Consider the following 24,838-nt stretch of genomic DNA (forward strand, 5'->3'; position numbering starts at 1 on the left):
CCGGGACCCTGTCCGGGTTCCCCGCCCCTTCGGGAGTTCTGATGTCCAAAGCAATCACCTTCTCCGCATACGGTGCCCCCGACGTGCTGCAACTGTCAGCGGTCGCCACGCCGGAGCCGGGTCCGGGCCAGGTCCGGATCCGGGTACGGGCAGCCTCCGTGAACCCTCTCGACATGAAGATCCGGTCCGGCTTGATGGCCGGCAAGGTCTCCGCGCACTTTCCCGTGGTCCCCGGCCTGGACGCGGCCGGTGTCGTCGACTCGGTCGGCGAGGGCGCCGAGGCGGCCGTCGGGGACGAGGTCCTCGGTGCCACGGCCGGCGGCAGCTACAGCGAATACGCCCTGCTCGACCGGGCATTGGCCAAGCCCGCGGCGCTGTCGTGGGAGGTCGCCGCCTCGCTGGTCACGGTCGGCGAGACCGCGTCCCGTGTCCTTGGGCAGCTGGGTGCGCAGGCCGGGCAGACCCTGCTCGTCCACGGCGCCGCCGGCAGCGTGGGCACCATCGCGGTGCAACTGGCCGTCGCCCGCGGCATCACCGTCATCGGAACGGTCGGCGCACACGACGTCGAACGCCTCACCGTGCTCGGAGCCACCGCGGTCCGCTACGGCGACGGCTGGGCGGAGCGCGTGCGGGCCGCGGCTCCCCAGGGAGTCGACTTCGTCCTCGACGCCTCCGGCGCCGGCGTGCTCGCCGACTCCGTCGCCCTGACCGGCGACGGCGCACGCGTCATCACCATCGCCGACATGTCCGCCACGCAGCACGGCGTCCGCTTCAGCGCGGGCGGTGCCGACCAGGCCGGGGACTCCCTGCCGGAGCTGGTGCAGAGGGCCGCCGACGGCAGGCTCACGGTGCCGATCTGGCGCACCTACCCCCTGGCGGAAGCGGCGCGGGCGCACGCCGACCTGGAAGCCCGCCGCAACCACGGCAAGGCCGTCCTGCTGCCCTGATTCCCGATTCCGCCGCCTCGCGTTGCCGGGAGGAGCGAGGCGGCACCTGGGGCCGCAGCCGGTGATCCCCCGGCCGGCTGCGGCCCACCCACCGCATACCGCACCACCCGTGAGGACGAGGACCGAGAACCGATGGCAGCCCGCACCACCCCCGCGCCGCTGACAGCCGACGCGGACCTCATCGCCGCGTTCGAGGTCCTCGGCCAGAAGTGGAACGGCATCATCCTCCACACCCTGGCCACCCGCCCCGCCCGCTACGGCGAACTGTGCACCGCCATCGACCGCATCAGCATGAAGATGCTCGCCGACCGGATGCGCGCACTCGTCGAGGCCGGGCTCATCACCCACGGCCGGCTCCCACCCGGGCCCGCCACCTACACCCTCACCGCCGACGGCCGGGCGCTGCTGCCCGCCCTGGAGTGGATCCGCTCCTGGTCGCAGCGCAGAAGAACCACTTGATCCCGCTACTCCTCGAAGAATGGAACGCACCATGTCCGCACGGACTCTGCCCGAAGCGACCTTCGCCCGCACCGTCGTGGGCTCCGGCCCCGGCCTCGCGCTCGCCCACGGCGCCGGCAGCAGCGTGGTCGGCACCTACGGCCCGATCCTGGACGGCCTGGCCGCCCGCCATACCGTGGTCGGTGTCGACTACCCCGGCAGCGGCAACACCCCCCGCTCCGCCGAGCCGTTGCAGCTGGACGACCTGGCCGACCAGCTCGTCGCCGCGGCCATAGCCGAGGGCCTGGACACCTTCGCCCTGTCCGGTTACTCCCTCGGCGGCCCGGTTGCCATCCGCGCGGCCGCCCGCCACCCCGAGCGCATCACCGCCCTCGTGCTGACCGCGACCTTCCCCCACCGGGACAACCGGCTCGTGCTCGCCCTGCCCGTCTGGCGCAAGCTGGCCGAGTCGGGGGACCGTGAACTGCTGGCCGAGTACCTCACGATGATGGCCCTCGGAGCCGACGCGCTGGAGGCGATGCCGGACGAGCAGCTCCAGCAGGCGATCGGATTCACCGCCGCAAGCGTCGCCGACGGCACCCCCGAGCACGCCGAGCTGGCCCCGCGGGCCGACGTCCGCGACGACCTGCCGCACATCAAGGCACCCACCCTGGTCATCTCCACCACCCAGGACCGGTTCACCTCCACCCGCCTGCACCACCAGCTCGCCGACACCATCCCCGGCGCCCAGCTCGTGGAGATCCCCACCGGCCACCTGCCCATGGTCGAACGCCCCGAGGAATGGCAGCAGCTCATCACCGACTTCCTCGACCGGCACCGCGCCTGAGACTCACCGCTGATGGGGGCCACGCCGAGGACGAGGCGCCCCCACCAGCGGTGACAGGCATGTCTGAAAGATCGTGGGAGTGCGTGAGGTGGCAGGCTTCTGGAGCCGCTCTGCCGGGCGAGGGCGGACTGCTGACCGGAGGCCCGCCCGGGCCGTGCCGGCGTGCGCCCTGGACGCCGCGACTGCCGCCCTTAGTACTCCGGGCTCGGCGAAGGCCGCATCCTGGGCCGCGCTGCCACGGGGCGGTCGCGGTGGTCCGCCTTGACATCGCCGACCTCGTCGGCAATACGCCGCAGCGCGGTCGGGGAGTGCCGGCGAGCGGACATCGCCGCTCGGGGCCGTCGAATGGCTCGCGTCCGACGCGGCCGCCCGCCCATCCGAGGGGGAAGCCATCAACACGTCCGGTCCGCGCGACGGATCATGCACGCACTACCTGACCGCCCGGCAGCTGCACGACCAGGACCGCCCGCTGGAAGAGGTCGCCGGGCATCTGCTCGCCGCCAGGCCCGACGGCAGGGACTGGGTGGTCGGCGCATTGCGTGCCGCCGCACGCCTGGCTGCCGCACGCGGCGACTCCGAGAGGGCGGTGGCCTACTTGCGGCGTGCGCTGCGCGAACCCCCTTCGTCCGGGCAGGAGGTCCTGCTGGCCGAACTCGGCCGCGCCGAGGCGCCGGCTCACCCGGCAGCAGCAGTCCGGCACTTGTCCGCGTCGCTGAACGCGCTCACCACCGCCCCGGCGCGGCTGGAGGTGGTGCCCGTCCTGGCCGACGCCCTGGAGCGAAGCCGGCGTGGCTGTCAGGCAGCCGAACTCCTCGACCGTGAGGCCCGTTTGCTGATCGCGAGCGGCCGGCCATGCGACGACGCCGTGTTCGGCCTGCGTCTCCAGCGTGTGCTGATCGAGCTGGCGGACCTGGACAAGCGGCCGTGGAGGGGCGGGGGACCGGCCGGGCTGTCGGCCGGCGATGACCGCACCCGTGAACGGGCAGCCGCGGCACTCCAGTCGGCTCTCGCAGCAGGCCGCCCCGCCGATGCCGTGAGCGTGGCTTCGTACGCCCGTGACGCGCTGGACGGACCGCTGCCGCAGGACGACGTCCTCACCCGCGCGATCGCACTGGGTGCCCTGGCCCTGGTCTGGTGCGACCAACTGGGGGAGACGGCGCAGATTCTCGACCGCCTGTCCGAGCAGACGCAGGGGTACGACGCCGCTGCCGCACAGACGCTGCTCGCGATGGGCCGGTGCGAGGTGGCCTACCGCAGCGGCTGCCTTCCCGTTGCCCTCGACGCGGGACGCCGCTGGCTCGACCTGGCCTCGGCCTCCCGTGGAAACCCCATGGTCCCGCTCGCCCTCGCCGGTGTTCTGCGGGTGCTGCTGGAGACGGGACGACGCGAGGAAGCCGAGCCGCTGCTCCTCCTTGCCGAGCACGAGCGGTACGGCGACGTCTGGCAGTGGACGCACCTGCTGGAGGCGCGGGCGCGCATGCGCCTGGCCGACGGCGATTTCGCCGACGCCCTGGAGGATCTGTTGGAGTGCGGACGCCGCCAGATCGCCTGGCAGCAGGACAACCCCGCCATCCTTCCGTGGAGATCCCTCGCCGCCCTCGCTCACCGTGCCCTGGGCCGTTCCGGTCAGGCCGCGCGCCTGGCGCAGCAGGAACTGGAGCAGGCCCAGGCCTGGGGCGCCCCTCGTACGCTCGGCATCAGCCTGCGCACCGTCGCCGTGACCGTGCGCGGCCGGCAGGGTCTGAAACAACTGGAGGCGTCCGTCGGCTTGCTGGAAGAAGCCGGAGCCACGCTCGAACAGGCCCGTTCGCTCGTCGAGTACGGCACATTGCGTTGCGAGGCCGGGCATGTCCGGCTGGGCAGGGATACGGCGCGTCGCGGGCTGGACCTCGCCCGGCAGTGCGGGGCCGTCGGCCTCGCCGACCTGGCCCGCGAGCGCCTGCACGCGTGGGGCGCGCGGCCCCGCCGAGCACACACGGTCGGGGCAGTCGGGGCATCGGCACTGACCGGCCAAGAACGCCGCGTTGCGGTGCTCGCGGCCCGCGGGCGGACCAACCGGGAGATCGCCGACACCCTGTTCATCACGCGACGGACCGTGGAGAACCACTTGACCAGTGGATTCCGGAAACTCGGCATCACTGGCAGACGCGAGTTGGTGCCTTTGCTGGGCGACGAACCGTCGTGACGCGAACGGCACATCTCCGCGGGCATTCCCTCTCGGTGGGCGCAGCCTCGGCACGCGGGTCCAGGGTGTCCGGGTGGCCGTGGCCGGGCGGCGGGCCGGTGCCCTGGAACACGGGACACGGACCCGCCGCCCGGCGCCGCGGAGGTGACCCCGCGTGCTGCGCAGCGTGCTCCCGGCTACCCGGCCCGCCGCAGTCCCGCGTACTGCATCGAGCCGAACACCACCACGGCGATACCTATGAAGCCCGCGTAGCCGCCACCGAGAGGGGTGAGCGGGAACCACGATGTTCCGGCGGCGAGTATGGCCGCGCAGCCCACCGCCCACACGGCGTTGAGCACGACGGCTGCGACGGCGACGGGCCGGGTGACCGCCGGATGGGTGGCCCCGTACCACAGGCCGGCGGCGTAGACCGCGAGGAACGCACCCTGGGTCCAGTGCAGCCATACCGGCAGGCCGAGCAGCGAGTCCAGCGTTCTGGCTCCCAGCAGGCTGAAGGCTGCGACGACTCCGGACACCGTGCCGTCCAGCTTCAGGGAGAAGCGCAACAGGGCGTCGTTCGAGGCCGATCCCACCGCGCGGAGACGGCCGGCTTTTTCCTCCACCATTTTTGGTTCGTCTCCTTCAGGCCGTGCTGACGGCGGCGCGGGTGATGAGGTCTGCGACCTCTTCGGCGTGCGACAGCGGCGAGGAGTGACCGGACGCCACCGGGGTGACCATCGCCCCCCTGGGCTCGGCCGTGACTCGGTCTCCGGCGTCATACGGGAACGGGCTGACCTCGCTCCGACTGGACCCGTCGGACCACAACAACCCGCGTACCAACACCACTTCTGCCACAGCCATCGATTCCTCTTCTCGTATCCGGTTTTCGTATCCGGGCGGCCCCGCTCTCCTCACCTCGGAGGCGGGTGAAGGAGGAGGGGCTGTCCTCACGAGAGACAAGGCTGCCGAGTCGGATGCCGTCGTGGATCACGGAGTTTCCGTGAGAACGCGGCCCACTCCCGGCTGGCGTGTCTCGGTCACGGCAGGAACACCGTCTTCGGCCCGCCGGACGGGGTGATCAGGGTCTCTACTCAGAGCGCCGTCACCGTCACACATCGCGAGCCCATGCCGTCCAGGGCGTCGCGCCGAGGCGGCTCTTCGGCAGGGCACCGCCGCCCAGGAGGGCCGGTATCACCGGCCAGGAGCGTGCAGATGTGCACCCTGGCGCGGTAGAGACGGTGGATGAGCAGGTAGTGATTGCGTAGCCGCTTGCGTAGTTTCCGCCTTGTCGCCGCACGGGGAGCTGCGCATGGTGTGAAGTGTTCGACCGCTGCGCCGTTCAACGTTTGGTAAGGGCGATGGAAACCTCGGAAGACCTCTCACATGCGATACCGGCGCCGGTGCGCACCACCGCCGGCGACGGCCCTTGCGGCAGAGGCCGGGACGCAGCCCTCATCGGACGCGATCCCCTCCTCGTCGCTCACACGTCGCGTCGGCTTGCGCACCGGCCGGAAGCGGTCGGCCACGCTCGTCGCATCGCCCAGTCGGTGCTCGACGCCTGGGGTATCGACGACGATGCCGCCCATTCGGTACTGCTCGTGGTGTCCGAGCTGGTCACGAACGCCGTGGAGCACGCTCAGCCGCCGCTTGCCCTGCACCTGTACCGCGAGAACACGGGCCTTCGGGTGTGGGTGGGCCTCACCGACGGCGGCCCGTCGGCACGGGCCGGGGCCTGGACGTCGTCCTGCGCCCACGACGAACACGGGCGCGGCCTGACCATCATCGAAGCCCTGGCCGCCGCTCACGGCGCCGACAGCCACGCGGGTGGAACCACGCACTGGGCCCGATTGCCCGTGGTGCAGGGGGCTCGCTGACCATGGCCCGTGAGCCCGGGTGCAAACTCCCTGTCACAAACTACTTACTAGTAGATTTTTATCCCGTTCGAGGGTCGATTAATCTCCGGAAGTATGACTCCTGTGGCTCGGCCCAGCGTCCTGGAGGGTGTCGAGACCCTTCCGGTTGACGTCACCAGTTTCGTCGGCCGGCGGCAGCAGGTGACTGATGCGAAACGGCTACTGGCAACCTCAAGGCTTTTGACGCTCACCGGCCCCGGAGGGGTGGGAAAGACTCGTCTTGCCCTGCACGTTGCCGCGGCCATGCGGCGGAGTTTCCGGGACGGCGTGCGCTCCATCGAGCTGGCTGAATTGCGCGATTCCTCGCTGTTCGCGCACACAGTGGCGGCGCAACTCGGCCTGCACGACCAGCCCTCGTGCACCACCATCGACATGGTCATCGAATACCTCAGCTCCCGCGAGGTGCTCCTGATACTCGATAACTGTGAGCATCTGATTGACGACTGCGCGCTGTTCATCGATGGCGTCATTCGAGCGTGTCCGCAGGTGCAGATCCTGGCGACGAGTCGGCAGTCGCTGGGCGTGTACGGCGAGACGACATTGGTGGTTCCTCCGCTGCCGGTACCCAGCCCGGAAGCAGTGCCCTCGCCGGACGCGCTGACGCAGTACGACTCGGTGAAGCTTTTCGTCGATCGTGCCGGCGCCGTTCTGCCCGGGTTCAATCTCCGCAGCCAGGACTGCGCAGCGATCGCGCGACTGTGTCGCGCGCTCGACGGGATCCCGCTGGCCATCGAGCTGGCCACGGTGTGGCTGCGCGCACTGTCGCTCCGCCAGATCGAGGAGCGCCTGTCCGAACGCTATCGCCTGCTCACCGTCGGCCCACGGAACGCACCCACACGGCAACGCACGCTGCAAGCGCTGATCGACTGGAGCTACGACCTGTGCGCGCAGCCCGAGCAACAGCTGTGGGCCCGCGCCTCAGCATTCTCCGGGAGCTTCGACCTGGACGGCATCGAATATGTCGGCGCCGGTGAGGGGATCGCGTCGGAGGAGATACGGAATATCGTTCTCTCCCTCGTCGACAAATCCATCCTGATACGCGACGAGCGTGAGGGCTGCGTGCGCTATCGGATGCTGGAGACCATACGGGAGTACGGCGAGGCGCGGCTTGTGGCGGCCGGCGAGGATGTTGCCATCCGCTGCCGTCATCGCGACTGGTACGTCCGCATGGTGGAGCAATTCCAGGCCGAGTGGATGGGGCCGGATCAAGATTCCTGGATTCTCCGGCTGAGACGCGAGCACGCCAACTTGCGCGAGGCCCTCGGCTTCTGCCTCACCCGGCCCGCTGATGCCGTCGTCGCGCTGCGCATGGCAGACAAACTGGGGACCTACTTGGGTGTCCAGGGCTTCAACAGCCTGACGCGTCATTGGCTCGGTCAAGCGCTGGCGGCAAGCTCTGAGCCTTCTCCGGAGCGCACCTCGGCATTGCGTCGAAATGCTTGGGTTGCGCTGCTGCAAGGCGACGTCGACGCCGCACAGGCGCAGCTTGTTGAGGCTGCCGAGCTGGCCAGGAGACTCGGCCTCACGAAGGAAAGCGCGTACGTGACGCTCGTGGAGGGGGTGAAAGCCGCATCCACGGGAGACATCGAGAAAGCAGCGCTGCTCACCGCCGATGCCATGTCCGGGTTCAGCTCGGGGGACGAACTCAGCGGCAAGCTCCTCGCGATGTCCCTCCATGGATTCCTCCTCGGGTACAAGGGGCAGCGCGAGCGGGGCCTGGCCCTCCTGGAGGAAGCACTTGCCCTCACCGTGCGGCGCGGAGAGGTGATCTGGCGCTCCTGGGCACTGCTGAGCCTCTCCTTCGTGGAGCTCGACCACGACCTGGCGAACGCGGAAGCGGCAGCGCGCGAGGCCCTGAACCTGCGCCGCCGGGTGAGCGCCAAGTTCTTGATGGCCTTCGCGTTCGAGATCCTCGCCTGGGTGAGCGAACGGCAGGCGCGCCATGTCCGCGCGGCGACCCTGAGCGGTGCCGCCGCTGCCATGTGGCGGACGGTCGGCACCTCACCGGACTATTTTCACCCGGTGGGAGTCGTGCACCACCAGCACATCGGCATGGTCCGCGCGGCCATGGGCGACGACCGCTACCACACCGCGTTCCAGCGCGGCTGCGACCTGTCCGAACAGGCAGCAGTCGACTACGCGCTCGGGACAGTGACCTCGACCGGTGAGCAACGGCAAGCGAGCGGTGAGGATGCAGACCTGACGCCGAGAGAGGGGCAGATCGCCAAGCTGGTATCCGAGGGCTTGACCAGCAAGGAGATCGCCACGCGCCTGGTCATCGCCCCCCGCACGGCCGAGGGACACGTTCAACGCATCCTCACCAAGCTCGGGTTCAGCTCACGCGCGCAAATTGCCGCCTGGTACGTCAGCGGACAGAACGTCCGGGAACCGTCCATCCCCTCGAACTGACGGTGACGTCCTTCCTGTGCAGCCACTCCCACAGTGAGGCCGGACCAGCATGCGTTCTCGTAGCGATCGGGCTCTTGCACCCGCACACGCTGTGCACACGACAGGTGTGGCAGAAGCCGGTGATCGAGAGGCGGCCGAACGGCGACGGGGGATGTTCATGCGTCCGTCGCGAGGTCGGCCGTAGTCTTCTCAACTCAGCGGCATGAGGGCCTGGTCGAGCAGGATTTCCGCGGCGGCGCGCGCGTGCCGACCGTAGTCCGGCTGATTCAGCACCATCGCGCGGCTGGCCGCGCCGTCGGCGAGCGTGACCAACTGCTCGGCGAGCGTGGCGGGTCCGGCAGCGCCCAGCTCCGCCGCCAGCTCGGTGACGAGCTGCGCCATCAGCAGCTTCTGCTCACGTGCGTACGTGTGGATCGCGCTTTGCGGGTCGGGGAACTCGGCCGCGGCATCGATGAACGGGCACCCGCGCACCGGGGACGCGTCCGGCGCCGGGAGGTCGAACAGCCGGAGAATCCGCTCCCGAGGAGCGAGATCCTCGCGGGTGAGCACGCTCTCCAGGGTCCGTCCGGATGCGGCCAGCTCTCGCAAGTGGGCGATCACCAGGTCGCTCTTGGCCGGGAAATGTGCGTAGAGCGTGCGTTTGGACACCGGCGCCGCCTCCGCTACCTGCTCCATACCGGTGGCGTTGATCCCCTGGTTCGCGAACAGCAGGGCGGCTGCGCCCAGGATCCGTTCACGCCCGCCGCGCCCCCGGCGTGGGGTCTTCGTGGTCGTTGCCTCCATGGCTCAAGTATACGCAGGCGTTTACTTTAGGCGGAGTCGCCATTACGGTCGAGCCTAGGTAGACGTTTCCGTTTACCTAAGGTGTCCGAGGAGTGCCGGAGGAGTACCACCATGAGCCCGTCCCACCCGACCGAGCTGAGTGGCTACGCGGAGAAGCTGATCCGCGGCCGCCGCGCGACCCGCGCATTCCGGCCCGACCCGGTGCCCGAGGAGACCTTGCGCGCGGTCTTCGCACTCGCCGGCGCCGCACCGTCCAGCTCGAACACACAGCCCTGGCAGGTCGAGGTGGTGAGCGGGGCGCTTCGGGACCGTCTCGCCGACGCGCTTCAGGCGGCCCACGCCGAGCAGCGCACCACGGTCGACTTCCCCTACCGCGACGATATGTACTCGACTGCGCAGCAGCGTCGCCGCGCCGCGTTCGGCACGGCGCTCTACGGCGCGCTGGGCATCGGCCGGAACGACCACGCGGCCCGAGCCGCCTTCGACGCCGAGAGCCTGCGCTTCTACGGCGCCCCGCACGTCGCGTTCCTCTTCACGGCCGGAGACGCCGGGGCACGACTGGCCGCGGATGTCGGGATCTACGCCCAGACGCTGCTGCTGGCCATGACCGCGTACGGCTTGGACAGCTGCCCGCAGGGACTGCTGAGCTTCTACGCCGACACCGTTCGTGGCGAACTCGGCCTGGACCACGGGAAGTTACTCGTAGGGATCTCCTTCGGTCACGCCGTCGAGAGTGCGCCGGTCAATCACCTCACGACCGACAGGGCCGCCCTCGACGCGACCACGACCTTTCGCTGTCAGTAGAGCTTCCGCACCTGGTCCTGGCCGGCTGATCTGTGCGCTGCCCAGCGGCAGAGCGGTCAACCGTCCAGCTGTAGCGGCACGTTCATGCCAGTGCTGTGCCTCAGCAGTACGTCGGTGAGCATGAAGCGCGTCGACGGCGCACAGTAGAGTCTCGGTCCCACCTGGTTCTGCGGCCCCGCCCTCCCCGGGCGGGGTGTCGCCTCCGCGACACATCCCGCGTCCATGCGTTTAGTGATCGTTTATTGCGGCTCGGCAGGATGTGCAGTGTCGAGAAGGATCCTGCACAGGGGACGGTATGGCCAAGCTCTATCTGGAGAAGCTCAAGTGCGTCACGACTGAGGGCTGGAGCGGCTTCGACGAGCCGAGGCTTGTGCTCCAGAATCGTGGCACCGTGTGGAATGGGACGGTGCTGGGAGACCGGATGTACACCGTCAAGTACGACTGCGACTTCACGGGAACGATTGCCGTCTCTCTCGGGGAGGTCGGCGGAACCGCCGGCGACGGCAGGCTCGGGGAGCAGTGGATCACGGATACGCCTGGTGAGCGCAGTCTGCGCTTCAGGGCGCATGGTGCCGAGTACAACCTGCTGTATGCGGTGGAGTAAGGGTCGTCCCGTAACTGCTGGTCACGAGTGAGATGATCTTGTGGTGGCTGGTGTGGGCACGGCGTCGGAGCCGTCCTGGACAGCCTCGTTCGCCGCCTCGGAGGACGCTCAGTCGAGACAGAACTCGTTGCCCTCGATGTCCTGCATCACGAGGCACGACTCATTGACGCCATCGGCACGCAGTAGTTGCACGCGCACCGCACCGAGCGCGATCAGTCGTGCGCACTCGGCCTCAAGCGCGGCGAGGCGCTCTTCACCCACGAGCCCGGTGCCGACCCGCACGTCAAGATGCAGCCGATTCTTGACGACCTTGCCTTCGGGAACGCGCTGGAAGTACATCCGCGGGCCCACACCTGAGGGATCCATACAGACAAACGCTGAACCCTGACGCTCAGGCGGCAGCGAGCGATCGAAATCGTCCCAGTTCGCAAACCCCTCCGGGGGCGGCGGTACGACGTACCCCAACACCTCGCACCAGAAACGAGCGACACGCTCAGGTTCCGCGCAGTCGAAGGTGACTTGGAACTGCTTGATCGATGACATCGGCGCACCATAGCAGAGGGATTCCGGTGCCATTTCCCGGTGTGGACAGGCATGTTGACGGGAGGGCGGGCCCCGCTCGCCACCACACCCGCAATCCCCCCAGGCCCGTGGCGACCTTGGACATCAGGTCATCAAGCCGGACGGCCCGAGGGGACGGACGGCGCAGCCCTGGCGGCGTAGCCCACCTGTGGACCCAAAACCCCTCCGCTTCGGAATCACCGGCCATCTCGTGTGGGAGAACGCCCTGCGGGTGCGAGTCCTCAAGGGCCGGCGGAACCGACCGGTCCTCGCCGAAGCGGACGGCCCGCTGCCTGCTGTTCAGGCCCCACGCAGTGCGGAGCGGCCCGCGAAGCGCGCCGAGTCGCCCAACTCCTCTTCGATCCGGATCAGTTGGTTGTACTTCGCCGTGCGGTCGGAGCGGGAGAGCGAGCCGGTCTTGATCTGGCCGCAGCCGGTCGCCACCGCCAGATCCGCGATGGTGGTGTCCTCCGTCTCGCCCGAGCGGTGCGACATGACAGCCGTCCAGCCCGCCTGGTGGGCCGTGGCGACCGCGGCCAGCGCCTCGGTCAGCGTCCCGATCTGGTTGACCTTGACCAGGACCGAGTTGCCGACGCCGGTGCGGATGCCCTCGCGCAGCAGCGTCTCGTTGGTGCAGAACACGTCGTCGCCGGTGAGCTGACAGCGGTCGCCGACGCGGGCGGTCAGCTCGCGCCAGCCGTCCAGGTCGTTCTCCGCCATCGGGTCCTCGATGGAGACGACCGGGTAGGTGTCGATGAGCTTGGCGAGGTAGTCGGCGTTCTCGGAGGGGGTGCGGCGTACCCCCTCGCCCGCGTAGTCGTACACCCCGTCGCGGAAGAACTCCGACGACGCCGGGTCCATGACCAGGCCGATGTCCGTGCCGGGGCGGTAGCCGGTGCGCTCGATGGCGGCCATCACGAAGTCGAGCGCCTCCTCAGCGGTACGCAGCGCGGGCGCGAAGCCGCCCTCGTCGCCGACGCCCGTGGAGTGCCCGGCGGCCAGCAGATCGCGGCGCAGGGTGTGGAAGACCTCGCTGCCCATGCGGACGGCTTCGGCGAAGGTGTCCGCGCCCACGGGCGCGATCATGAACTCCTGGAAATCCAGCGGATTGTCGGCGTGGGCGCCGCCGTTGACGATGTTCATCATCGGCAGCGGCAGGAGGCGGGCGTCGGCGCCGCCGAGGTAGCGGTAGAGGGGCCGGCGGTGGGCCGCCGCGGCGGCCTTGGCGGTGGCGAGGGAGACGCCGAGGATCGCGTTGGCGCCGAGCCGGGACTTCGTGGCGGTGCCGTCGAGGGCGATCAGCGCGGCGTCGAGGCCCGCCTGGTCCGCCGCGTCCCGGCCGCGCACGGACGCCGCGATCTCCCCGTTGACGTGGGCCACCGCGCGGTCGACGCCCTTGCCGTGCCAGCGCGCGGAGTCTCCGTCGCGCAGTTCCACGGCCTCCCGGGCGCCGGTGGAGGCGCCGGAGGGGACAGCCGCACGCCCCAGGGACCCGTCCGCCAGGACGACGTCGACCTCGACCGTGGGGTTGCCGCGGCTGTCGATGATCCGGCGGGCGGTGACGGTCTCGATGGCGGCGTCGGTGATTTTGGCGGGTTCGACTGCCTTTGCGGACATGGGAGTTCCTTCCCGTTGTCGTGTGCCGTGGCCCTGGCTGCGACAACGCTGGCGCTGAGCCCGACAATGCCAAACCCTACAGCAATGCTGCTCAGTTTTGCTGTACAGCATTGCTGTGCAGGTCAGCTGCACAGCAATGCCGGCCAACGGGGTAAAGTGCCCTATGCCCACCTCGGAAGCCGCCGCCATCGCCGCCGAACTGCGCACCGCGGTGGGCAAGCTCACCCGACGTGTCAAACACGAGGACCGCATCCCGCTGGGCCAGGCCGCCGTGCTCGGTGCACTCGACCGCAACGGCGCCATGACCACCAGCGACCTCGCCGCCGATCAGCGCGTACGCCCCCAGTCGATGGCCCGGTCGGTGGGGCTGCTCATGGAACAGAACCTGATCACGCGTCGGGCGCACCCCACGGACGGCCGTAAGTCGCTCGTCGAGCTCTCGGACGCGGGCCGGGCCGCGCTCGAAGCGGAGCGCGGCCGCAGGGCCGGCTGGCTCGCGCAGGCCATCGAGGCCGAACTCACGGATGAGGAACGGGCGTTGCTGGCACGGAGCACCGCCCTGCTGGAGCGGCTCGCCGCACGCTAGCGCCCCGACAAGCAACGTTCGCCCCCTCGCGACGCCCGGCACGCGCCCCCAGGGGGCACTGGCTCTCGCCAAGAAACGATGTGGACGCCTCGGCGTACGGCACGACGTGGGCGCGGGCGAGGACGCGCGGCTCCTGCGGGGTGAGCCGGGACCGGGACCGCAAATGGACCGGAACCACTGGTCAGGAGCGGGACAGCGGCAGGAGGAACGGAGAGGCACAACGCAACAGAACCGGGCCGAGCTCCGAGCGGGCCGAGCGGGCCGAGCGAAAGGCGCCTGACGGGTAAAGACCCGGTTCAGGCGCCCTTCCTCAGGCCCTTAGAAGAAGCCGAGCTTCTTGGCCGAGTACGACACCAGCAGGTTCTTCGTCTGCTGGTAGTGGTCCAGCATCATCTTGTGTGTCTCCCGGCCGATCCCGGACTGCTTGTAGCCCCCGAAGGCCGCGTGGGCCGGGTAGGCGTGATAGCAGTTGGTCCATACCCGCCCGGCCTGGATGGCGCGGCCGGCGCGGTAGGCGGTGGAGCCGTCGCGGGTCCAGACGCCCGCGCCGAGGCCGTAGAGCGTGTCGTTGGCGATGCCGATCGCGTCGTCGAAGTCGCTGAAGGGGGCCACGGCGACGACCGGGCCGAAGATCTCCTCCTGGAAGACCCGCATCTCGTTGTTGCCCTCGAAGACCGTCGGACGGACGTAGTAGCCGCCCTCCAGTTCGCCGCCGAGCTCGGCCCGGGAGCCGCCGGTCAGGATGCGGGCGCCCTCCTTCTGGCCGATGTCCAGGTAGGAGAGGATCTTCTCCAGCTGGTCGTTGGAGGCCTGGGCGCCGATCATGGTGTCGGTGTCCAGCGGGTGCCCCTGGACGATCTTCTCCGTGCGCGCCACCCCGGCCGCCAGGAAGTCCTGGTAGTGGCCGCGCTGGATGAGCGCCCGGGACGGGCAGGTGCACACCTCGCCCTGGTTGAGGGCGAACATGGTGAAGCCTTCCAGCGCCTTGTCGTGGAAGTCGTCCGCGGCGGACGAGACGTCGTCGAAGAAGATGTTGGGGCTCTTGCCGCCCAGTTCGAGCGTCACCGGCCGCAGGTGCTCGGACGCGTACTGCATGATCAGGCGGCCGGTGGTGGTCTCACCGGTGAAGGCGACCTTGGCGACCCGCGGGCTGGAGGCCAGCGGTTTGCCCGCCTCGGCGCCGAAGCCGTTGACGATGTTGATGACGCCCGGCGGCAGCAGGTCCGCGATCAGGCTCATCCAGAAATGGATCGAGGCGGGGGTCTGTTCGGCCGGCTTGAGGACCACGGCGTTGCCGGCGGCCAGTGCCGGGGCGAGCTTCCAGGTCGCCATCAGGATCGGGAAGTTCCAGGGAATGATCTGGGCGACCACTCCGAGCGGCTCGTGGAAGTGGTACGCGACGGTGTCCTCGTCGATCTCCGACAGGGAACCCTCCTGGGCGCGGATGGCGCCCGCGAAGTAGCGGAAGTGGTCGATGGCCAGGGGGATGTCGGCTGCCAGGGACTCCCGTACGGGCTTGCCGTTCTCCCAGCTCTCCGCGACCGCCAGGGCCTCCAGGTTCTGTTCCATCCGGTCGGCGATCTTGTTGAGGACGCCGGCGCGGTCGGCGGCGGCCGTGCGGGCCCAGCCGGGCGCGGCCGCGTGCGCCGCGTCCAGGGCACGTTCGACGTCCTCGGCCGTGCCCCGCGCGACCTCGGTGAACGGCTGCCCGTTGACCGGGGTCGGGTTCTCGAAGTACCGGCCCAGTGCCGGCGCCACGAACTCGCCGCCGATCCAGTGGTCGTAGCGGGGCAGATAGCTCATGACGGCATCGGCGGAACCCGGGCTGGCGTAACGGGCCATGGTGCGGCCTCCCAATCGCTCTCGGCGCGGTGCCCGCCACTCCCGTGTGACGGGCGTTGTGCGCAGGCTAAAGCCGCGGAGGTTGCGTGAACGTTGCGACATGCGCGGCCGCCGGGGCGCGCACGGCACCGGCGGATCCGCCGGTCAGGCCGTACGCCGCACGCAGCCGGTCCGCGGTGGCCATCGGTGCCCCGCGCGCCGGGGAGCGCTCCGGAAGGGCGTCCACCAGGGCTTCCCAGATCTCCAGATCGTCCTCGCCCCAGGGGCTGCGCGACCACTCACGCAGCAGGCCGGGGTCGCGTGCGTCGAGCAGCGCACGCCGTAGCCGGTCCTCCAGCGCACCGCGCAGCCGCTGCACGCCGGGCGCCTCCGACAGCGGCAGCAGCGGACCGCGGTAGGCGCCCAGTGCGGACTGTGCCTCGCCGGCCGCCAACGCCTCCTCGACCACGCACAGATCGGTCTCGACGGGCCGGCTGAGCCGGTACGGACGCGAATGCAGCAGCGTGCCGACGAGGTGGCGCAGCCGGGACAGCTCGGCCCGCAGCGTCACCGGCCGCATATCGCGCTCGCCGTACAGCAGCACCGAGAGCTGATCACCCGTCAGCCCTTCCGGGTGCCGGGCCAGCAGCACCATGATCTCGCTGTGCCGGCGACCGAGCCGCAGCCGCTCCCCGTCCACCACCAGCAGCGCCTCGTCCCGGCCCAGCGCCGACAGGCAGACACCCAACTCCGGTACGTCCGCGGCGAGATGGCCCTCCGCCGCACGGGCGGTGGCCTGCACCAGAGCCAGGCTGTGCGGGCTCGCCAGATGGTCGCCGCCGGTGATGTCGACCGCGCCCAGCAGCCGCCCGGTCCGCGGATCGTGCAGCGGGGCGGCGGCGCAGGTCCAGCGCTGCACCTGACGGTTGTAGTGCTCCGCGGCGAAGATCTGTACGGCGTGATCGGCGGCGAGCGCGGTACCCGGGGCGTTGGTGCCGGCGTGCCGTTCGTCCCAGCGGGCGCCGACCACGAAGTTCATCCGCTCGGCACTGCGCCGCACCCCGCGGTGCCCCTCCACCCACAGCAGCCGCCCCTGCGGATCGCAGACGGCCAGCAGATGCGCGCCGTCCTGCGCGAAGCTGCCCAGCAGCTCCCGGAAGACGGGCATCGCACGGGCCAGTGGATGCCCGTCCCGGTAGGCGTCCAGTGCGCCCTCGTCCAGATCGATGGGCGCGGCGCCGTCCGCCGCGGCCCGGGCGTCGGCGGAGCGGCGCCAGGAGTCGGCGACCACCCGGCGGACCGGTGGCGCCACGGTCCCGTCGGCCAGGAAGGCCGCATGCGCCCGGCGCACCGTGCGGGTGCGCTCCACCGGATCGGCACCGGCCTCCATCGCCAGCCAAGGGTTGACCACGCGTCACCTCTCCCATGCGGCTCCTGCCCCGTACGGCCGATGGTGCTCGTACCGGACGGGGCAGTAAACCCCGCGGGCGCGCCAGGTCACCCACAGGCGTCCCGGTGGTCGCCCTGTACCCGTCCGCAACGCCTCCGCAACGCGTCCGCGGCGATCATCGGAGCCGGCGGTGAGCGAAGCCGGGCTGTCCGGCCGCCCCGCGCCCGCCTGTCTGTCTGCCTGCCTGGGGCATCAACAGACGTCGCCGCCTCCGTGCAGGGCGTGCCGGAGGGGCGGGAGGCCGCCGCGCCCCCCGCCCCTCCGGTTCCGTGCCCCGCTGCGGCTACTTGATCGCCTTGATCAGCTCACCGTTGGTCGTGTCACCGCTCAGTTCCCAGAAGAACGTGCCGCCCAGACCCTGCGCGTCCTTGAAGGCCATCTTCGTGCCGATGGTCTCCGGGGTGTCATAGCTCCACCACTGGTCGCCGCACTTGGCGTAGGCGGTGCCGCCCACCTTGCCGGTGGCCGGGCAGCGGCTCTTGAGCACCTTGTAGTCGTCGATACCGGCCTCGTACTTGCCCGGAGCCGCGCCGGTCGCGCTGCCGCCCGGTGCGTCCTGCGTGACACCCGACCAGCCACGGCCGTAGAAGCCGATGCCCAGCAGCAGCTTGCCCGCCGGAATGCCGAGGCCCTTGAGCTTGGTGGTGGTGTCGGTGCTGTTGAAGCCGGCCTTCGGGATGCCGCTGTACGACGTGAGCGGGGAGTGCGGCGCCGTCGGGCCCTTGGCGTCCCAGGCGCCGAAGTAGTCGTACGTCATCGGGTTGTACCAGTCGACGTACTGCGCCGCGCCCGCATAGTCCGCCGCGTCGATCTTGCCGCCGGCCGAGGCGTCCGCCGTGATCGCCGCGGTCACCAGATTGCTCTGGCCGAACTTCGACCGCAGTGCCCTCATCACCTTCGTGAAGGCGTCCTTACCGCTGGTGTCGCAGGTCAGGCCGCAGGCGTTCGGGTACTCCCAGTCGATGTCGATGCCGTCGAAGACATCCGCCCAGCGCTTGTCCTCGACCAGGTCGAGGCAGGACTGGGCGAACGCGTCGGGGTTCTTGGCGGCCTCGGTGAAGCCGCCCGACCAGGTCCAGCCGCCGAACGACCAGATCACCTTGAGGCCCGGGTGCAGCTTCTTGAGCTTGCGCAGCTGGTTGAAGTTGCCGCGCAGCGCGCCGTTGTCCCAGGTGTCCGCCTGGCCGTCGACGCTCTGGTCGGCGGTGTAGGCCTTGTCGTAGTCGGCGTAGGAGTCACCGATGGCACACTTGCCGCCCTGGACGTTGCCGAAGGCGTAGTTGATGTGCGTCAGCTTGGCCGCCGAGCCTGACGTCTCGATGTTCTTGACGTGGTAATTGCGGTCGTAGACACCCCAGTTGGTGAAGTATCCGACCACCTTGTCGCCCGCCGCGGACGGCGCCGCCGTGGTGGTGGCGGGATGCTGCGGGGCGGGGGAGCGGACCGGGTCGGCGGATGCCGGTCCGGCGAGCAGGGTGCCGGCCAGTGCCGCGGTACACAGTGCGGTGGCGGCGGCGATCACTCTGCGCGGCGATCGCATCCGGTGCGGTCTGAGCATGTCGTCTCCTCGGAGGGGGTCGAGGGGTGGAGCCTGACCTGCGTTCCGAATTGGCATGAACGCGTTGAACGTTGGAGGAGAAGCTAGAAGGACTAGACCAGTGCGTCAATGGTTCGGACCAATATCGTGACCGGTCGGTACGGGGCCGGATTCCCGCAGCCAGTGATGATCAACCCGTGACGCGAGGCCTCCGATCGGGCATACTCCTAGCGCCACCGCCGCAGGTCATCGCCTTCCGCGACCCGGAACGCGATCATCGGCCTGGCACCACAAAACCGGCGCCGCCGCCCACCCCGCGCGTGTCGCCGCAGCGCCCGACAGGGAGGAGAGCGCCGCCATGACCGAGTACGGCCCCCGGCCGGTGGACCGCAGGCTGCCCACTGAGGAAGCCCGCGACCTGTTGACCCTCGTACGTGAGCTCGCCGAGCGCGAGATCAGGCCAACGGCCGGCGAGGAAGAAGACGCCGGCCACTTCCCGCGCGAGACCTTCACCCTGCTGTCGGAATCCGGACTGCTCTCGCTGCCCTATGACGAGGAATTCGGTGGCGGCGGCCAGCCCTACGAGGTCTACCTCCAGGTTCTGGAGGAGCTCGCCGCCGCCCGGCTCACCGTCGGCCTCGGCGTCAGCGTGCACACCCTCGCCTGCCATGCGCTCGCCGGGTACGGCACCAAGGAGCAGCGCGCCGAACACCTTCCCGACATGCTCGGTGGCGGACTCATCGGCGCGTACTGCCTCTCCGAGCCCTCCTCGGGCTCCGACGCCGCCTCCCTGACCACCCGGGCGACCCGGGAGGGCGACACCTGGAAGCTGGAGGGCACCAAGGCCTGGACCACCCACGGCGGCGTGGCCGACTTCTACACCGTGCTGGCCCGCACCGGCGGCAGCGGCGCCCACGGCATCACCGCCTTCCTGGTCCCCGGCGATGCCGAGGGCCTCAGCGCCGCGGCCCCCGAGCGCAAGATGGGGATGAAGGGGTCCCCGACGGCCCAGCTGCACTTCGACGCCGTCCGCGTCCCCGACTCCCGCCGCCTCGGGGACGAGGGCCAGGGCTTCGCCATTGCCCTCTCCGCCCTGGACTCCGGGCGCCTGGGCATCGCGGCCTGCGCCGTCGGCGTCGCCCAGGCGGCGTTGGACGAGGCGCTCGCGTACACCTCCGAACGGCAGCAATTCGGCCGCCCGATCGTCGACTTCCAGGGCCTGCGCTTCATGCTCGCCGACATGGCCACCCAGATCGAGGCCGGCCGCGCCCTCTATCTCACCGCCGCCCGGCTGCGCGACGCCGGTCTGCCGTTCTCCAAGGAAGCGGCGATGGCCAAACTCTTCTGCACGGACACCGCGATGCGGGTGACCACCGACGCCGTCCAGCTCCTCGGCGGCTACGGCTACACCCTCGACTTCCCGGCCGAGCGCTATATGCGGGAGGCCAAGGTCCTTCAGATCGTCGAGGGCACCAACCAGATCCAGCGGATGGTCATCGCCCGCCACCTCGCGGGCCCCGAGACGCGCTGAGCGGGGGCGGGGCGGACCGAGAGCTCTCCCCGTCCGCCCCGCCGCCCTGCACTCTTCCGGCCCGGCCTCCCGCCTGGCCGGCTTCCTGCCCGGCCGGCCCCCCGACCTCAGCCCGCCAGCCCCTTGAGCCCCGTCGCCGTCCCGATCGCGACCACCAGCGCGCCGGGCGTCCGGGCCAGATCCCGTGCCACGGCGGACCCGACGGCGGAGGACGGCTCCAGGATCAGACCTTCTGCCGCCAGCCTCCGGTGCTCCGCCATGATGGCGTCGTCGTCCGCAGCAACGGCCGAGCCGGCGCTGCGCCACAGCGCGTCCAGCCCCTGCCAGCAGGGCCGCTCCTCGCCGAGGGAGAACGCCACCGTCGGCCCGTGTGTCACTCGCGTACGCTCCTGCTCCGCGCGGTCCGGGCGGCGCAGCGCGGCGGTGAACGGCGCCGAGGCGGACGGCTCCGCGGCCACCAGCCGGGGCTCCTGCGCCATCAGTCCCGCGGCCGCCAACTCCCGGAATCCGCGACCGATTCCGGCCAGCAGATCCGCCCGGCTGGTGGGTACCACCACGGCATCGAGCCGTCGCCCGGAGAAGTCCCGCGCCAGCTCGTAGGCGACGGACTTGTACCCCTCGTTGGCATACGGGTTCCCACCCGGTGAGGGCGAGGAGTAGCTGGTCAGCGGGTACCAGTGGTGCTCCTCGACCGCTCGGGCCATCGCCGCGTTCCGTTCGCCGGTGGTGCCCGGGTGGACCCTCCGCTCGGCGCCCAGTGCGTCGATCTGGGCCCGCAGTCCCGAGGGCACCGCCTCGTTGGTGAACACCACACAGCGCAGCCCGGCCCGTGCCGCATACGCCGCGGCCGCCGCCCCCGCGTTGCCGGAGGAAGCGGCGACCACGGTGTCCGCACCGGCCGCCACCGCCGCGGCCACCCCGACGGCCATCGCCCGGTCCTTGTGCGAGCCGGTCGGATTCCCACCCTCGTATTTCAGCCACAACTCCCCGACGGGATGGCCATCTTGGGATGGGCCCGGGTCCATCCGCAGCCGGATGCACGGGGTGTTGCCCTCGCCCAGCGTCACCGGCGGACCGGACACGGGCAGCGCCGTCGGCAGGCCCCACGGCCCGCCCGGATACGCGGCGAGGTCCACACCGGCCAGATCCGCCAGCGGCGGCATCGTATTGACGCCGATGCCCTCCGCGGCGCAGGTCCGGCAGCCGTCGAAACCCTCTGCGGGGCGGGTGCAGCGCAGGCAGTGCAGAGGAGGTCGTGGGGTCACCGTGGCTCCAGGGATCAGTTCGGTATCGACCCTGAGAAGGTAACAGGTGAAAGTGAGCTTGACCCCCTACCGCCTTGAGGTCCAACGGCACTGTAGTGCGACTGATGCACCGTCAATTCACTTGCTCAGCCGGGGTCGAGCGTGGGTCGGCGTCTGGGGGAGTGGCGGGCGCGCTGCGTCACCGGCGCCGAGTGCGACCACTGGAAGGCGCCGGCGTACCCGACTTGGCCCGGTTGGGCGACCAAGCCCGCTCGATACTGACGACTTCCTCGTCAACGAAACGGCCGACGCCGGTTCAGCGCCAACGGGAGACCCAATGGGCCTACTGTCACTGGGGATTGGCAGGCATACCCGCTCTACGACAGCTTCGAGTCGGCTCCGCGTCCGGCTGCGGGTCCGGCCGTGCATTCGGCTGTCGCGCCCGGCTGGAAATCGGCCACCCGCAGCCCTCATCAACTCATCCTGGGCGGGGAATTGGCCTCTGGTCAGTTCATTCCGGCCGGGCGCCGTTCGTGCGCGCCCGGCAGGCTCTCAGCTGAGCGGGCGCATCCGCGGTACCCGGACCGGGCGGGTGCCGGGTCCGCCGAGGTGCGAGAACGGCTGGCGGCGCCAGTCCAGGCCCTCCGGAAGCGTCAGCAGCATGGCCGCGTCCTGTTCCTGGGCGTCCAGGGTGTCGGCGGTCTCCGGTGCTTCGGATGCCGTCCGCCCGGAGCCCTGACACACCGTCAGGCCGAACGGGTTCCACGGCGAGGCGCACAGCGCGTGCTCCGGAAGTGTGTCCTCGTCCGCCAGCAGCGCGATCGGCTGTAGGCAGTCGGGGCAGGTCACGCGGTAGATCTCATAGGTGTCGAAAGAGTCGTCCGCACCGTCGTCGCCGGAGCTGCCGAAACTGTCGCCCTCCTGGGCGTCGATGTGCGCGGCAGCGGAGTCCTGCTTAAGGCGTCGCATGATGTCCATCCCCCTCGGGTGGGCCGGTCGTACCGCTGACTTCCTGTGACGGGCGGTCCCGGCCACCAGCAGCAATTCCCTTCATGCCGCATGCATAATCGCCGGCACCCCACCGACACCGATTCACACGTGTGGCATTGGTCACATGGACCGGCGCGGGGGTGTCCACGATCCGGCGCGCGGTGCGCACACGCCCCCGCGCACAGTAGGTTGAGCGGGTGGAGGAGTTGGACCGACAAATCGTGGATCTGCTCGTCAAGGACGGGCGGATGAGTTACACCGACCTGGGCAAGGCCACCGGCCTGTCCACCTCGGCGGTGCACCAACGCGTGCGCCGTCTCGAGCAGCGCGGTGTCATCCGGGGCTATGCCGCCATCGTCGACCCCGAAGCCGTGGGCCTGCCGCTCACCGCCTTCATCTCGGTCAAACCCTTCGACCCCAGCGCGCCGGACGACATCGCCGACCGCCTCGCCGAGGTCCCCGAGCTGGAGGCCTGCCACAGCGTGGCCGGCGACGAGAACTACATCCTCAAGGTCCGGGTCGCGACCCCGCTGGAGCTGGAGCATCTGCTCACCCGCATCCGCACCCTCGCCGGCGTCTCGACCCGCACCACCGTCGTGCTCTCCACGCCCTACGAGGCCCGCCCGCCGCGCATCTGACCGGTGATCGCCCCCCTGCGCGCGGTCCGTCCCCGCGCAGGGGCCAAACTGTCCGGTATGAGCGAGCGCATCCCCGACCCGGCCCGGCAGCACCTTTCCCACCCGGCCCCGCCCCGTACCGTCCTGCTGCGCGGCGGTGAGGTGCACAGCCCGGCGGACCCCTTCGCCACGGCCATGGTCGTGGAAGGGGGCCGGATCGCCTGGGTCGGCGAGGAGGGCGCGGCCGACTCGTTCGCCGGGGGCGTGGACGAGGTCGTCCAGCTCGACGGTGCGCTCGTCACCCCGGCGTTCACGGACGCACATGTGCACACCACCGCGACCGGTCTCGCGCTCACCGGCCTCGATCTGGTCGGGGTGGGCACGCTGACCGAAGCGCTGGCCCGCATCCGCGGGTACGCGGACGCGCGACCGGCGGACCGGATTCTGCTCGGGCACGGCTGGGACGCGAGCGTCTGGCCGGAGGGACGCCCGCCGTCCCGTGCGGAGCTGGACGAGGCCACCGGGGGCCGCCCCCTCTATCTCACCCGTGTGGATGTGCACTCCGCCGTCGTGACGACGGCGCTGCTGGATCTGGTCCCGGGCATCCGCGAGCGGGACGGGTTCCACGCCGGTGCCCCGCTCACCGGCGCCGCCCACCACGCGGTGCGCAAGGCCGCGTACGCCACCGTCACCGCCGCGCAGCGCGCCGAGGCCCAGGCCGCCGCGCTGGCCCGTGCCGCCTCGCTCGGCATCGGCAGCATCCACGAGTGCGCGGGCCCGGACATCTCCGGCGAGGACGACTTCACGGGGCTGCTCGCCCTGGCCGGGGAAGGCAACGGCCCTCGCGTCGTCGGCTACTGGGCCGAGGTGATCGCATCCGCAAAGGACGCGGACCGGATCAGGGAACTCGGGGCCATCGGTGCCGCGGGTGATCTGTTCGTCGACGGCTCGCTCGGATCGCACACCGCCCATCTGCACGCCCCGTACGCGGATGCCGGACACACCGGCGTCGCGCAGCTCGACGCCGAGGCCGTCGCCGCCCATGTCGCCGCCTGCACCGAGGCCGGGCTCCAGGCGGGCTTCCACGCCATCGGCGACGCCGCTCTGACCAGCGTCGTCACCGGCGTACGGGCCGCCGCCGACCGGATCGGCCTCGACCGGATCCGCGCCGCCCGGCACCGCGTCGAGCACGCCGAGATGCTCACCGAGGACACCATCGCCGGCTTCGCCGACCTGGCCCTGACCGCGTCCGTCCAGCCCGCCTTCGACGCCGCGTGGGGCGGCGAGGACGGCATGTACGCCGCCCGCCTGGGCGTCGACCGGGCCCGCACCCTCAACCCGTACGCCGCGCTGCTCAAGGCCGGTGTCCCGCTCGCGCTCGGGTCCGACAGCCCGGTCACCCCGCTCGACCCCTGGGGCACCGTGCGCGCCGCCGTCTTCCACCGCACCCGCGCCCACGGCATCTCCGCCCGCGCGGCGTTCACCGCCCACACCCGCGGCGGCTGGCGCGCCATCGGCCGGGACGACGCGGGCGTCCTGGTGCCCGGCGCCCCCGCCGACTACGCGGTCTGGCGCACCGGTGACCTGATCGTCCAGGCACCCGACGAGCGGGTGGAACGCTGGTCCACCGACCCCCGCTCCGGCACCCCCGGCCTGCCCGATCTCACTCCCGGCAACGACCTCCCGGTGTGCCTGCGCACGGTCGTCGGCGGACGCACGGTCTTCGGGCCGCCGAACGAGTGACATCGCGTGGGCAGGTGCCGGCGCGGGCTGCGCTTGCCGCTCCTTGCCGCACTTGGGTGCGCTCGCGGCTGACCTGGGGCGACGCGAAAACGACGCAGGCGGAGCACCTGTTGACAGCAGGCGGTCGACGGCCGGTAGGTTCGGCCGAGTCCACCACAGGACGTCCGACCGGGAGACCTCCGCGCAGTCGTCGAACGCAGCTGGGCCATGGGACGGTGCGCCACTTGGGCAC

The 24,838-nt window shown here is 70.6% G+C and carries 22 protein-coding genes; 12 read left to right on the top strand and 10 right to left on the bottom strand.

The genetic code is table 11. From position 1 onward, the window contains the following. The first annotated feature begins 41 nt into the window (after positions 1-41). The 4 genes from M8I34_RS28130 to M8I34_RS41710 all read left to right on the top strand — a co-directional run bounded on the left by M8I34_RS28130 (position 42) and on the right by M8I34_RS41710 (position 4,417). Positions 42-947 (top strand): NADP-dependent oxidoreductase, encoded by a 906-nt coding sequence (locus M8I34_RS28130; RefSeq protein WP_250053903.1) that lies wholly within the window; start codon positions 42-44, stop codon positions 945-947. A gap of 132 nt (positions 948-1,079) precedes the next feature. Continuing rightward, entirely contained in the window at positions 1,080-1,406 is a 327-nt protein-coding gene (locus M8I34_RS28135; protein ID WP_250053905.1) for a helix-turn-helix domain-containing protein, read from the top strand. A gap of 31 nt (positions 1,407-1,437) precedes the next feature. Beyond that, entirely contained in the window at positions 1,438-2,232 is a 795-nt protein-coding gene (locus M8I34_RS28140; RefSeq protein WP_250053907.1) for an alpha/beta fold hydrolase, read from the top strand. Positions 2,233-2,755: 523 nt separating this feature from the next. Further along, positions 2,756-4,417, top strand: a complete 1,662-nt coding sequence (locus M8I34_RS41710; protein WP_250053909.1) for a LuxR family transcriptional regulator — start codon at positions 2,756-2,758, stop codon at positions 4,415-4,417. Between the two features lie 176 nt (positions 4,418-4,593). Here the strand turns inward: M8I34_RS41710 and M8I34_RS28150 are convergent, their stop codons facing one another. Next, positions 4,594-5,022: a hypothetical protein gene (locus M8I34_RS28150; protein ID WP_250053911.1), complete on the bottom strand. Its 429-nt coding sequence runs from the start codon at positions 5,020-5,022 to the stop codon at positions 4,594-4,596. Positions 5,023-5,038: 16 nt separating this feature from the next. Continuing rightward, positions 5,039-5,257 carry a hypothetical protein gene (locus M8I34_RS28155; RefSeq protein WP_250053913.1) on the bottom strand — a complete coding sequence of 73 codons (219 nt, stop codon included), beginning with the start codon at positions 5,255-5,257 and terminating at the stop codon, positions 5,039-5,041. Positions 5,258-5,754: 497 nt separating this feature from the next. Here M8I34_RS28155 and M8I34_RS28160 point away from each other — a divergent pair, with 497 nt between their 5' ends. Together M8I34_RS28160 and M8I34_RS28165 are read left to right on the top strand one after the other, a co-directional pair. Next, a complete protein-coding gene (locus tag M8I34_RS28160) occupies positions 5,755-6,270 on the top strand; it encodes an ATP-binding protein (protein WP_250053915.1) in 516 nt (171 codons plus the stop codon). 93 nt (positions 6,271-6,363) lie between these two features. Next, the gene (locus M8I34_RS28165; protein ID WP_250053917.1) at positions 6,364-8,718 is read left to right on the top strand and encodes a LuxR C-terminal-related transcriptional regulator; all 2,355 of its coding nucleotides are present in this window, start codon (positions 6,364-6,366) and stop codon (positions 8,716-8,718) included. 189 nt (positions 8,719-8,907) lie between these two features. On the opposite strand, the gene M8I34_RS28170 is transcribed toward M8I34_RS28165, so the two are convergent. Next, the gene (locus M8I34_RS28170) at positions 8,908-9,501 is read right to left on the bottom strand and encodes a TetR/AcrR family transcriptional regulator (protein WP_250053919.1); all 594 of its coding nucleotides are present in this window, start codon (positions 9,499-9,501) and stop codon (positions 8,908-8,910) included. 111 nt (positions 9,502-9,612) lie between these two features. On the opposite strand from M8I34_RS28170, the gene M8I34_RS28175 reads away from it, so the two are divergent. Further along, on the top strand, positions 9,613-10,305 hold the full coding sequence (locus M8I34_RS28175; protein ID WP_250053921.1) for a nitroreductase: 693 nt from the start codon (positions 9,613-9,615) through the stop codon (positions 10,303-10,305). Between the two features lie 295 nt (positions 10,306-10,600). Further along, the gene (locus tag M8I34_RS28180; RefSeq protein ID WP_250053923.1) at positions 10,601-10,909 is read left to right on the top strand and encodes a hypothetical protein; all 309 of its coding nucleotides are present in this window, start codon (positions 10,601-10,603) and stop codon (positions 10,907-10,909) included. A gap of 108 nt (positions 10,910-11,017) precedes the next feature. Here M8I34_RS28180 and M8I34_RS28185 read toward each other — a convergent pair whose 3' ends face one another. Together M8I34_RS28185 and eno are read right to left on the bottom strand one after the other, a co-directional pair. Next, positions 11,018-11,452, bottom strand: coding sequence for a VOC family protein (locus tag M8I34_RS28185; protein WP_250053925.1), 435 nt, complete (start codon positions 11,450-11,452; stop codon positions 11,018-11,020). A 318-nt stretch (positions 11,453-11,770) separates the two neighbouring features. Next, the gene (eno, locus tag M8I34_RS28190) at positions 11,771-13,087 is read right to left on the bottom strand and encodes a phosphopyruvate hydratase (protein WP_250053927.1); all 1,317 of its coding nucleotides are present in this window, start codon (positions 13,085-13,087) and stop codon (positions 11,771-11,773) included. Between the two features lie 163 nt (positions 13,088-13,250). On the opposite strand from eno, the gene M8I34_RS28195 reads away from it, so the two are divergent. Beyond that, positions 13,251-13,673: a MarR family winged helix-turn-helix transcriptional regulator gene (locus M8I34_RS28195; protein ID WP_250053929.1), complete on the top strand. Its 423-nt coding sequence runs from the start codon at positions 13,251-13,253 to the stop codon at positions 13,671-13,673. A gap of 318 nt (positions 13,674-13,991) precedes the next feature. On the opposite strand, the gene M8I34_RS28200 is transcribed toward M8I34_RS28195, so the two are convergent. The 3 genes from M8I34_RS28200 to M8I34_RS28210 form a co-directional block, all read right to left on the bottom strand. Beyond that, on the bottom strand, positions 13,992-15,515 hold the full coding sequence (locus tag M8I34_RS28200) for an aldehyde dehydrogenase family protein (protein ID WP_250053931.1): 1,524 nt from the start codon (positions 15,513-15,515) through the stop codon (positions 13,992-13,994). Positions 15,516-15,582: 67 nt separating this feature from the next. Beyond that, complete coding sequence (locus M8I34_RS28205) at positions 15,583-16,905, bottom strand: helix-turn-helix domain-containing protein (RefSeq protein WP_250053933.1); 1,323 nt, start codon at positions 16,903-16,905, stop codon at positions 15,583-15,585. Positions 16,906-17,227: 322 nt separating this feature from the next. Continuing rightward, complete coding sequence (locus M8I34_RS28210) at positions 17,228-18,502, bottom strand: glycoside hydrolase family 18 protein (protein WP_250053935.1); 1,275 nt, start codon at positions 18,500-18,502, stop codon at positions 17,228-17,230. Between the two features lie 337 nt (positions 18,503-18,839). Here M8I34_RS28210 and M8I34_RS28215 point away from each other — a divergent pair, with 337 nt between their 5' ends. Further along, positions 18,840-20,012 (top strand): acyl-CoA dehydrogenase family protein, encoded by a 1,173-nt coding sequence (locus M8I34_RS28215; RefSeq protein WP_250053937.1) that lies wholly within the window; start codon positions 18,840-18,842, stop codon positions 20,010-20,012. 107 nt (positions 20,013-20,119) lie between these two features. Here the strand turns inward: M8I34_RS28215 and M8I34_RS28220 are convergent, their stop codons facing one another. Further along, a complete protein-coding gene (locus M8I34_RS28220; RefSeq protein WP_250053939.1) occupies positions 20,120-21,277 on the bottom strand; it encodes a pyridoxal-phosphate dependent enzyme in 1,158 nt (385 codons plus the stop codon). A 531-nt stretch (positions 21,278-21,808) separates the two neighbouring features. Beyond that, positions 21,809-22,234 carry a hypothetical protein gene (locus M8I34_RS28225; protein WP_250053941.1) on the bottom strand — a complete coding sequence of 142 codons (426 nt, stop codon included), beginning with the start codon at positions 22,232-22,234 and terminating at the stop codon, positions 21,809-21,811. A gap of 209 nt (positions 22,235-22,443) precedes the next feature. Between M8I34_RS28225 and M8I34_RS28230 the strand changes: the two genes are divergently transcribed. Both M8I34_RS28230 and M8I34_RS28235 read left to right on the top strand, forming a co-directional pair. After that, complete coding sequence (locus M8I34_RS28230) at positions 22,444-22,884, top strand: Lrp/AsnC family transcriptional regulator (protein ID WP_026170119.1); 441 nt, start codon at positions 22,444-22,446, stop codon at positions 22,882-22,884. 57 nt (positions 22,885-22,941) lie between these two features. After that, on the top strand, positions 22,942-24,606 hold the full coding sequence (locus M8I34_RS28235) for an amidohydrolase (protein ID WP_250053943.1): 1,665 nt from the start codon (positions 22,942-22,944) through the stop codon (positions 24,604-24,606). Positions 24,607-24,838 lie beyond the last annotated feature (232 nt).

The organism is Streptomyces sp. MCA2, from assembly GCF_023544705.1.
GTDB classification, from domain to species: domain Bacteria; phylum Actinomycetota; class Actinomycetes; order Streptomycetales; family Streptomycetaceae; genus Streptomyces; species Streptomyces decoyicus.

Bases quoted from the DNA above. Each gene is read 5' to 3' on its own strand.
- M8I34_RS28160 (WP_250053915.1), top strand. From the start codon at position 5,755: ATGGAAACCTCGGAAGACCTCTCACATGCGATACCGGCGCCGGTGCGC.
- M8I34_RS28185 (WP_250053925.1), bottom strand. From the start codon at position 11,452: ATGTCATCGATCAAGCAGTTCCAAGTCACCTTCGACTGCGCGGAACCT.
- M8I34_RS28155 (WP_250053913.1), bottom strand. From the start codon at position 5,257: ATGGCTGTGGCAGAAGTGGTGTTGGTACGCGGGTTGTTGTGGTCCGAC.
- M8I34_RS28170 (WP_250053919.1), bottom strand. From the start codon at position 9,501: ATGGAGGCAACGACCACGAAGACCCCACGCCGGGGGCGCGGCGGGCGT.
- M8I34_RS28200 (WP_250053931.1), bottom strand. From the start codon at position 15,515: ATGGCCCGTTACGCCAGCCCGGGTTCCGCCGATGCCGTCATGAGCTAT.
- M8I34_RS28140 (WP_250053907.1), top strand. From the start codon at position 1,438: ATGTCCGCACGGACTCTGCCCGAAGCGACCTTCGCCCGCACCGTCGTG.
- M8I34_RS28175 (WP_250053921.1), top strand. From the start codon at position 9,613: ATGAGCCCGTCCCACCCGACCGAGCTGAGTGGCTACGCGGAGAAGCTG.
- M8I34_RS28195 (WP_250053929.1), top strand. From the start codon at position 13,251: ATGCCCACCTCGGAAGCCGCCGCCATCGCCGCCGAACTGCGCACCGCG.
- eno (WP_250053927.1), bottom strand. From the start codon at position 13,087: ATGTCCGCAAAGGCAGTCGAACCCGCCAAAATCACCGACGCCGCCATC.
- M8I34_RS28150 (WP_250053911.1), bottom strand. From the start codon at position 5,022: ATGGTGGAGGAAAAAGCCGGCCGTCTCCGCGCGGTGGGATCGGCCTCG.
- M8I34_RS28135 (WP_250053905.1), top strand. From the start codon at position 1,080: ATGGCAGCCCGCACCACCCCCGCGCCGCTGACAGCCGACGCGGACCTC.
- M8I34_RS28165 (WP_250053917.1), top strand. From the start codon at position 6,364: ATGACTCCTGTGGCTCGGCCCAGCGTCCTGGAGGGTGTCGAGACCCTT.
- M8I34_RS28215 (WP_250053937.1), top strand. From the start codon at position 18,840: ATGACCGAGTACGGCCCCCGGCCGGTGGACCGCAGGCTGCCCACTGAG.
- M8I34_RS28235 (WP_250053943.1), top strand. From the start codon at position 22,942: ATGAGCGAGCGCATCCCCGACCCGGCCCGGCAGCACCTTTCCCACCCG.
- M8I34_RS28180 (WP_250053923.1), top strand. From the start codon at position 10,601: ATGGCCAAGCTCTATCTGGAGAAGCTCAAGTGCGTCACGACTGAGGGC.
- M8I34_RS28210 (WP_250053935.1), bottom strand. From the start codon at position 18,502: ATGCTCAGACCGCACCGGATGCGATCGCCGCGCAGAGTGATCGCCGCC.
- M8I34_RS28130 (WP_250053903.1), top strand. From the start codon at position 42: ATGTCCAAAGCAATCACCTTCTCCGCATACGGTGCCCCCGACGTGCTG.
- M8I34_RS28225 (WP_250053941.1), bottom strand. From the start codon at position 22,234: ATGGACATCATGCGACGCCTTAAGCAGGACTCCGCTGCCGCGCACATC.